The sequence below is a fragment of the Longimicrobium sp. genome (genome assembly GCF_048594345.1).
Classification (GTDB): domain Bacteria; phylum Gemmatimonadota; class Gemmatimonadetes; order Longimicrobiales; family Longimicrobiaceae; genus Longimicrobium.
Map to the genome: position 1 here is coordinate 1 of NZ_JBMDXM010000193.1, position 7,630 is coordinate 7,630.

Annotated in this window: 6 protein-coding genes and 1 pseudogene; 6 read left to right on the forward strand and 1 reads right to left on the reverse strand. The window is 70.9% G+C overall.

Translation table 11 applies throughout. The features are described from left to right. A pseudogene (locus tag ACOJUJ_RS21250) lies at positions 1 to 205 on the reverse strand (hypothetical protein); the annotation flags it as partial. A 103-nt stretch (positions 206 to 308) separates the two neighbouring features. On the opposite strand from ACOJUJ_RS21250, the gene ACOJUJ_RS21255 reads away from it, so the two are divergent. The 6 genes from ACOJUJ_RS21255 (at position 309) to ACOJUJ_RS21280 (ending at position 7,355) form a co-directional block, all read left to right on the forward strand. Further along, positions 309 to 962, forward strand: a complete 654-nt coding sequence (locus tag ACOJUJ_RS21255) for a DNA-3-methyladenine glycosylase (RefSeq protein WP_420128920.1) — start codon at positions 309 to 311, stop codon at positions 960 to 962. Positions 963 to 1,224: 262 nt separating this feature from the next. After that, a complete protein-coding gene (locus ACOJUJ_RS21260; RefSeq protein WP_420128921.1) occupies positions 1,225 to 2,007 on the forward strand; it encodes an inositol monophosphatase family protein in 783 nt (260 codons plus the stop codon). Positions 2,008 to 2,552: 545 nt separating this feature from the next. Continuing rightward, complete coding sequence (locus ACOJUJ_RS21265; protein ID WP_420128922.1) at positions 2,553 to 3,419, forward strand: deoxyribonuclease IV; 867 nt, start codon at positions 2,553 to 2,555, stop codon at positions 3,417 to 3,419. 335 nt (positions 3,420 to 3,754) lie between these two features. Then, on the forward strand, positions 3,755 to 4,108 hold the full coding sequence (locus ACOJUJ_RS21270; RefSeq protein ID WP_420128923.1) for a hypothetical protein: 354 nt from the start codon (positions 3,755 to 3,757) through the stop codon (positions 4,106 to 4,108). Between the two features lie 103 nt (positions 4,109 to 4,211). After that, positions 4,212 to 6,506, forward strand: a complete 2,295-nt coding sequence (locus ACOJUJ_RS21275) for a TonB-dependent receptor (protein WP_420128924.1) — start codon at positions 4,212 to 4,214, stop codon at positions 6,504 to 6,506. A 405-nt stretch (positions 6,507 to 6,911) separates the two neighbouring features. Then, on the forward strand, positions 6,912 to 7,355 hold the full coding sequence (locus ACOJUJ_RS21280; RefSeq protein ID WP_420128925.1) for a hypothetical protein: 444 nt from the start codon (positions 6,912 to 6,914) through the stop codon (positions 7,353 to 7,355). Positions 7,356 to 7,630: the final 275 nt, after the last annotated feature.

Consider the following 7,630-nt stretch of genomic DNA (forward strand, 5'->3'; position numbering starts at 1 on the left):
GCCGCGGCGGAGGATCGTCCGGCGCGCGGGCGCCGCGGCGGTCGCGGTGGACGTGGCGCAGCGGCGGCGGAAGCACCGGCCGCGCCGGCGCCCGAAGCGCCCGCTCCGGAAGCCGCACCCGCCGTCGGCGGTGGGCGTGGACGGGGACGGCGAGGCGGTACCGGCGGCGCGCCCCGCGCCGAAGCCGCTCCGGCGGCACCGGCACCGGCTCCTGAGCCCCCGGCGGAGGAGGGTGCCGCCAAGCGCCCGCGCCGCCGCGGCGGACGGGGACGGGGCGGCAACCGGGGACGCACCGGCGGCGCCGCGGAGTGATCCCTGAGCAGAACGCGAGCGCCGCGCCCGATGTACGGGCGCGGCGCTCCGCGCGTGTGGACCCGGCGCCGCTCCCCGCCGCCTTCTACGCCCGCCCGGCGGAGGAGGTCGCGCGCGATCTGCTGGGCGCGCTCCTGGTTTCGGAGATGAACGGTCTGCGCGTCGTTGCGGAGATCGTGGAGACGGAGGCGTACGTGGGGCCGCACGACGAGGCGTCGCACGCGGCGGAGCGCTTTGGGCGGACGGCGCGCAACGACGCCATGTTCGGCGCGGCGGGGCTGGCGTACGTGTACCTGATCTACGGCATGCACTGGTGCCTGAACGTCGTCACCGGCGACGAGGGGTTCGGGGCCGCCGTCCTGATTCGCGCCGCGCGCACGGTCGGCGGCATCGAGCACGCCCGCGCGCGGCGCCCCGGCCGCCCGGACCGCGAGCTGATGCGCGGGCCGGGGAACCTGGCGCGCGCGCTGGGGGTGGGTGGGGGCCTCAACTATCACCCCATGGACCGCGCGCCGCTGTGGATCGCCCCGGGTCGCCTGGTTGAGGACGCGGAGGTCGCCATCGGCCCGCGCATCGGTATCACGCGCGCGGCGGACTGGCCCCTGCGCTTCTGGCTGCGCGGCGACCCGCACGTGTCGGGGAAGCGCTGATCGGCGCTGATCCGAAAGCCAGTCATCCTGAGGGAGCGCCGCGCGGAACCGTATCTGTCACCGCCGTTTGCGCGCGACCGAAGGACCTTCTCTCCCCCCTCGTGGGGCATGCTCATCCGCGCAGATCCAGCCGCTTGATTGGGCTGGCAAGGTCCTTCGGTTGGCGCCAGGCTATGCTCAGGAAAGAGGATGCAGCGCGGCGCCACGCTCAGGATGACTGTTGGCGCGGAAGCTTCAGCAGCACCGACGATTTGCACGTGAGATGACGACTGACCTGGACAACCTGATGGATTTCGCCGCGCGCACCGCCCGTGCGGCGGGTGACGTGACGCTGCGGCACTTTGGGCGCGCGGCGGTGCGCTTCAAGGGCGATGGATCGGAGGTGACGGCGGCGGACGTGGAGGCCGAGGCGCACATCCGCGCCGCCCTGGCCGAAGCGTTTCCGGAGGACGGCGTGCTGGGCGAGGAGGATGCGGAAACGCCCTCGCGCTCGGGCCGGCGCTGGATCATCGACCCCATCGACGGCACCCGCTCGTTCGCGTCGGGGGTGCCGCTGTACTCGGTGCTGCTTACGCTGGAAGATGCCGGCCGCCCGGTCCTGGGCTGCGCGCACCTTCCCGGCGTGGGGCAGACGTTGGTCGCGGGGGTGGGCGCGGGCGCGTGGCTGGACGGCCAGCGCGTGCGCGTCTCCGACTGCGATGACCTGGCCGCCGCGCGCGTGGTGACGTCCGGCCTGGAGTACTGGCGCGACCATGCGACGGACGCCGGTCGCGGCGCGTTCGACCAGCTGCTGCGCTCCACGCGGTTCACACGGACGTGGGGCGACGGGTTCGGCTACTACCTGGTGGCGACGGGGCGCGCGGAGCTGTTCTGCGATCCCATGTGCGGCCAGTACTACGATTACGCGCCGTTCGTGGTGATCATGCCCGAAGCCGGCGCGCGCCTTTCCCGCTTCGACGGTTCCCCTCTCGCGCCCATGTCCGACGCCCTCGCCAGCAACTCGCTGCTGCACGATCGCGCGGCTGGCATCCTGCTGGGGCGCTAAAAGAGTTGGGCCTCACACGGAGTCAACGGAGTTAACGGAGTTTTCTCGTGCCGGTTCCTCCGGGGGGCGTGCTGGGTCCACCAAAAGAATGGCCTCACGCAGAGTTACCAGAGTTAGCAGAGTTTTCTCGTGGCGCTCCCTCCACGTGTGGAGTGAGGCTGGATTCCCAGGTGTCGGGTGCGGGTGGGGGATGTCGACGCGGCACAAGCTTTTGTAGAGGTGTCGGGAACGGGAGGTAGATGGAATGCGGCAGGGGGCCATGAGAATTTTTTTGGAAGGGATGGGATCGGTGGATGGTCTCCTCGGCGCATCGCAGCAGGTCAATCGCACCACCTGATGCGCGATCTGTAGAACCTTCGGCTCGCTCCACGATGGCGAGGAGCGGTACGCCTGGATGATGCTGGTCTTTTCCGGAAGAGGTTCAACGTCCAGCGTTCCGGTCACACGCAGATCGGCGCCCGACGTCGCCGTTGACACCCGTGGGGAACGCGTCTACGTTGGGCACTTGTCCGCCGTAAACATCCGCTCGACATAGAGGATACGCAGTGCTGCTGGGAGCCCACGTCTCCACCGCCGGGGGGTGCTGCAACGCCCCCGCCCGCGCCGCCGACATCGGCGCCGTCGCCATCCAGGTGTTCACCAAGCAGCCCAACCGCTGGGCCGAGGTGCAGCTGCCCGACGAGGACTGCCTGAAGTTTCGCCTTGGCCTGGCGGAGCACGGCGTGGCGTACGCCAACGCGCACGACAGCTACCTCATCAACCTGGCCACGCCCGACCCGCTGCTGCTGGACCGCTCGTACGCCGCGTTCGCCGCCGAGCTGCGCCGCGCCAACGAGCTGGGGCTGGACGCGCTGGTCACGCACCCCGGCAACGCCACCGACGGCGACGTGCCGCGCGGCCTGGCCCAGAACGCCGACATGATCGCCCAGGCGCTGGAGCAGGTGGGCGGAAGCGCGATGGTGCTGCTGGAGACCACGGCGGGGTCCGGCAAGGTGCTGGGCGCGCGCTTCGAGGAGCTGGCGGAGATGATCGACCGCATCTCGCCCGCCGTGCGCGACCGCGTGGGCGTGTGCGTGGACACCTGCCACGTGTACGCCGCCGGCTACGACCTGCGCGGCGACTACGACGGCGTCATCAACCAGCTGGCCGACGTCATCGGCCTGGACCGCGTGCGGCTGTTCCACCTGAACGATTCGGCGACGGCGTTCGCCAGCCGCCGTGACCGCCACGCGGGCATCGGCGAGGGCTCGCTGGGTGACGAGCCCTTTCGCCGCCTGGTGAACGACCCGCGCTTCACCGCCGTCCCCATGGTGCTGGAGACGCCCAAGGAGCACCCGGACGATCCCAAGGACCTCGTGACGCTGGACCGGCAGAACCTGGCGCGGCTGCGGGGATACGTGGGGACGGTGTGAACGGGTGAGGCGGGTGAGGCGGAAGGTATGCCGCGACCCGCAGGGACCCTCTCCCCCGACCGGCCTTTTGCTCGTTCCTCGCAACGGCGGTCGACCCCTCCCCCAACTTCGGGGGAGGGGTTTTGCGTGAGGCTGGGTAGGGTGCGCTCCGGGTGCGGTGGCGCGGGATGGTGGACCGCCCGCGGACGAAGTGTGATGTCTCAAGGCGCCACACCCTCCATCACACGTTTACCTCTTCTCACACCCTCACACCCTCACACCCTCACACCCTCACACCCTCACACCCTCACACCGCGCCGGAACCCTCCTGCGCACCTCGGTGTACCCCGCGGGACATGACCGGCACCCACGGAGGCTCGCGCGCGCGGCGCTTGACGCTGCTGATCGGGATGCTGCTGCACCTGCTGGGTGCGGCGGCAGTCCCGTTTCACGTGTGGGCACCCGCCGATCCGTCACCGGCCGCCGGCGCATCCATCGCCGAGCGCACCGACGACGGCTCGTCGCTGCCGGCGCACGACGAGCTGCACTGCGTTCTGTGCCAGGCCGCCGGCACGCTGGCCCTGCCGGCCGCGGGCGCAGAGCTTTTGCTGGCGCAGGCCGACGCCCGGGTGGAGACGCCCGCGGTCGCCCACACGCTCCCGTTCCGCCCCTCCTCCCCCGCGCGAGCGCGCGCACCGCCACACGCCTGAATCCGCCGCATCCGCGGCAGCGAACCGTATACAGAATACGCGCAGGTCCCGCATCGGCTGATGTGGGGGCTCTGCCGTACCGTTCCGGATTCAGGAGTCTTCCATGTTCCGTACGCTCATGCGGCGCGCCCTGGTGGCGCTGGCCGCCGTGCTCGCCGGCGCCGGCGTGGCGCACGCCGCCCCCGCGCCCGATTCCGTCGAGGCCGCCCCGCCCATCGTGGGACGGGTGCGCGACGCGGCGGGCAACGGGCTGCCCAACGCCCGCATCGTCATCAACGAGCTCAACCGCTCCATCCTTTCCGGCAACGACGGCTCCTTCGTGATCCGCGCCGTGCGTCCGGGCACCTACCACCTGGACGTGACGCTGCTGGGCTACGCGCCGTCGCACGCCGTGGTCACCGTCCCCGCCGACGGGCCGGACGTGCGCGTGGACGTCGTCCTGCGGCCCACGGTGCTCTCGCTGGAGGGGATCAACGTCACCGCCAGCCCGCGCAGCGCCGACCCGCTCAACATCACCCAGAGCACGGTGGAGCTTTCCGGCAAGGCGCTGGAGCGCAACCTGGGGACGAGCGTGGCGCAGACGCTGGCGTCGCAGCCGGGGCTTTCCACCCGCTACGGCGGCCCGGCGGCATCCACCCCCGTCATCCGCGGCCTGGCTGGCGAGCGGGTGCTGGTGGTGCAGAACGGGCAGCGCACGGGCGACCTGTCGTCCACCAGCGCCGACCACGGGCTTTCGGTGGATCCGCTCGCCGCCAGCCGCATCGAGGTGGTGCGCGGGCCGGCCAGCCTGCTGTACGGCAACAACGCGCTGGGCGGCGTGGTGAACGTCATCTCCACCGACATCCCCACCACCATCCCGGGCGAGGTGTCGGGCTTTTTTGCCGCGCAGGGCGAGTCGGTGAACCCCGGCGGCGCGCTTACGGGCGAGCTGACGATGCCGCTGGGCGAAACCCTGGCCCTCAACGCGCGGGGCGGCGGCCGGCACGTGGACGACGTGCACACCGGCGGGGGCGGCACGCTGCACAACACCTTCTACAACAACCTGTACGGCACCGCCGGGCTGGGATACGTCACCGAAGAGGTGCAGGGCGGCGTCTCGTTGGGCGCATACACCTTCGACTACGGGCTTCCCGTGGCGGAGCACGAGGGCGAGACGCCGGAAGAGCACGCGGAGCACGGCGAGCACGGGGGGATCTCGATCGAGGGGAGCCGGCTGGAGGCCAACGGCCGCGCCACGGTGGCGTTTGGCGACCGCGGCTTTACCACGCTGCGGCTGGACGCCAACGCGCAGCGCTACCAGCACGACGAGATCGAGCCGGAGGGCGAGGTGGGCACGCGCTTCAGGCTCGACACGCAGACAGGCAGCCTGACGGCCAAGACGCGCTTTGGCCGGCTGGACGGCGCCGTGGGGGTTTCGGCGCTGCGCAAGGACTACTCGCCGGAGGGCGAAGAGGCGCTTACGCCGGGCGCGGAGAGCCGCACGGGCGGCCTTTTCGTCTACCAGGAGCTGCCGCTGGGCGCGGACGCCGACGGCCCGTCGCTGCAGGTGGGCGCGCGCTACGACGTGTACAACGTGCGGCCGGAGGCAACGGACGACGAGCGTTTCGCGAACGTGCGCGACCGCGAGTTCAGCAACGTTTCCGGCTCGCTGGGGCTGAACGTCCCCGTCACCAGCCAGCTTTCCGCCAGCCTGAGCGTGGCGCAGTCGTTCCGCGCGCCCACGGTCGAGGAGCTGTTCTCCAACGCCTTTCACCACGCCGCGGGCACGTACGACGTGGGCGATCCGGAGCTGGAGCTGGAGATCAACCGCGGCGCCGAGGCGGTGCTGCGCGCGCAGTCGGAGCACGTCAACGCGCAGGTGGCGGCGTTCTACAGCCGCATCGACAACTACATCACCCCCGAGGTGATCGGCGACACGACGGTGGTGGATGAGCACGATGGTGAGGAGCTTACCGTGCCGCTGAACCGCTTTCGGCAGGACGACGCGCACCTGCGCGGGTTCGAGGGGCAGGTGGAGGCGGTGGTGAGCCGGCGCGTGGTGCTGGGGGTGATGGGCGACCTGGTGCGCGGCGACTTCATCGACGGCGGTGCGCTGCCGTTCATGCCCGCGGCGCGGGTGGGCGGCAGCGCGCGCTGGGACGACGGCACGTACTCGCTGGGGGTGGAGGCGCGCCACGCGTTCGAGCAGGAGCGCGCGGAGCCGGAGGAGTTCCGCACCGGTGCGTACACCCTGGTGAACGCCAGCGCGGGGCTCAGCCTGCGCCGCGGCGGCCGCATCCACAGCATCGTGCTGCGCGCCGACAACCTGCTGGACGAGGAGTACCGCGAGCCCACCAGCCGCATCCTGGTCTCGTCGCCCGGGCGCAACCTGTCGCTGGTGTACCGCATCCTGTTCTGAGAGGCGCGGCTCCCGCTGACGCGGGGAACTATGCCTCACACGGAGTCAACGGAGTTTGTTCTTCGCCGGCCCCGTTGCTTCCGTGCTCGGTCGAGAAACAGATTGGTCTCACGCAGAGTTACCAGAGTTAGCAGAGTTCATGTTCCTCTGCTAACTCTGGTAACGCTGCGTGAGACCTTCTTTTGCGGATTGGGACGAGGCGAGTAAGCGGCCACGGCACGCAGCTGCCGAAGAAGTGATGGCCGCGCGCGGCAGGCTCGTCGCGCGGCCGGCCGCTGGACGTGCCCACCCACCCGCGCCGATTTCAATGTGTAGCTCCTTGTCCCTCGCCGGAACCCTCGGGCACGTTTACTGTAGATGCTGTGCCGCAATCGGCTGCGGCTCACCCAGTGCTCCGAACGAACGATGAAAACACACGCACGCACGCGGCTTGGCCGCTTCGCTCCGCTCCTGGCGCTGTTCCTGATGGCCGGCTGCGCCGACCTGGGCGTCGACCCCGGCGGCGGCGAGCTCGCGGGCCTGGTGATCACCGACAACACCGGCGTCGCGGTGGTGACGGTGAACTCCGCCAACTCCGTGACCGGCAGCCTGACCGTTGTCCGCAACGGGCAACGGCCGCTCTCCATTGGGCTGCGCAACGCCAGCGGCGGCGTCCTCGCCCCGGGGGTAGGCCAGACCATCCGCGTCACCATCACCAACACGCAACTGGCCACGTGGGTGGAAACCACCACCGGCATAGGCACGCTGCGGGGAGGCTCCACCACGGGTACCACGACCCTGCGCGTGGACGTGATCACCTCGGGAACCGTGGAGTACACCACGCCCGCCATCACGCTCAACGTGACCTGATGCGGCAGCCCCGCTGACGAAAGCGGCCCCGGCCTCCCTTGAGAGACCGGGGCCGCTTTGATGAACGGCGTCGACGGGAAGGCAGCCGGAATGGGGTGCGCGATGGATGAACGCCCCGCGGCTTCCGTCTTCCGAAGCGGGACCGAAGTTCTCCCCTCTCCGCGAGGAACGAGCGGGGAGGGGCCGGGGGAGGGGCGCCGCGGGCGCAGCGCGATGGCGCCCCCGCGTGTACAACCTGCGTCGCGCCGGCGGAGTGCCGCGCCGGATCAGTCCGC

What these genes read in the sequence shown, in the direction of transcription:
- ACOJUJ_RS21270 (WP_420128923.1), top strand. Translation starts at nt 3,755, where the DNA reads ATGACCGGCACCCACGGAGGCTCGCGCGCGCGGCGCTTGACGCTGCTG.
- ACOJUJ_RS21280 (WP_420128925.1), top strand. Translation starts at nt 6,912, where the DNA reads ATGAAAACACACGCACGCACGCGGCTTGGCCGCTTCGCTCCGCTCCTG.
- ACOJUJ_RS21260 (WP_420128921.1), top strand. Translation starts at nt 1,225, where the DNA reads ATGACGACTGACCTGGACAACCTGATGGATTTCGCCGCGCGCACCGCC.
- ACOJUJ_RS21275 (WP_420128924.1), top strand. Translation starts at nt 4,212, where the DNA reads ATGTTCCGTACGCTCATGCGGCGCGCCCTGGTGGCGCTGGCCGCCGTG.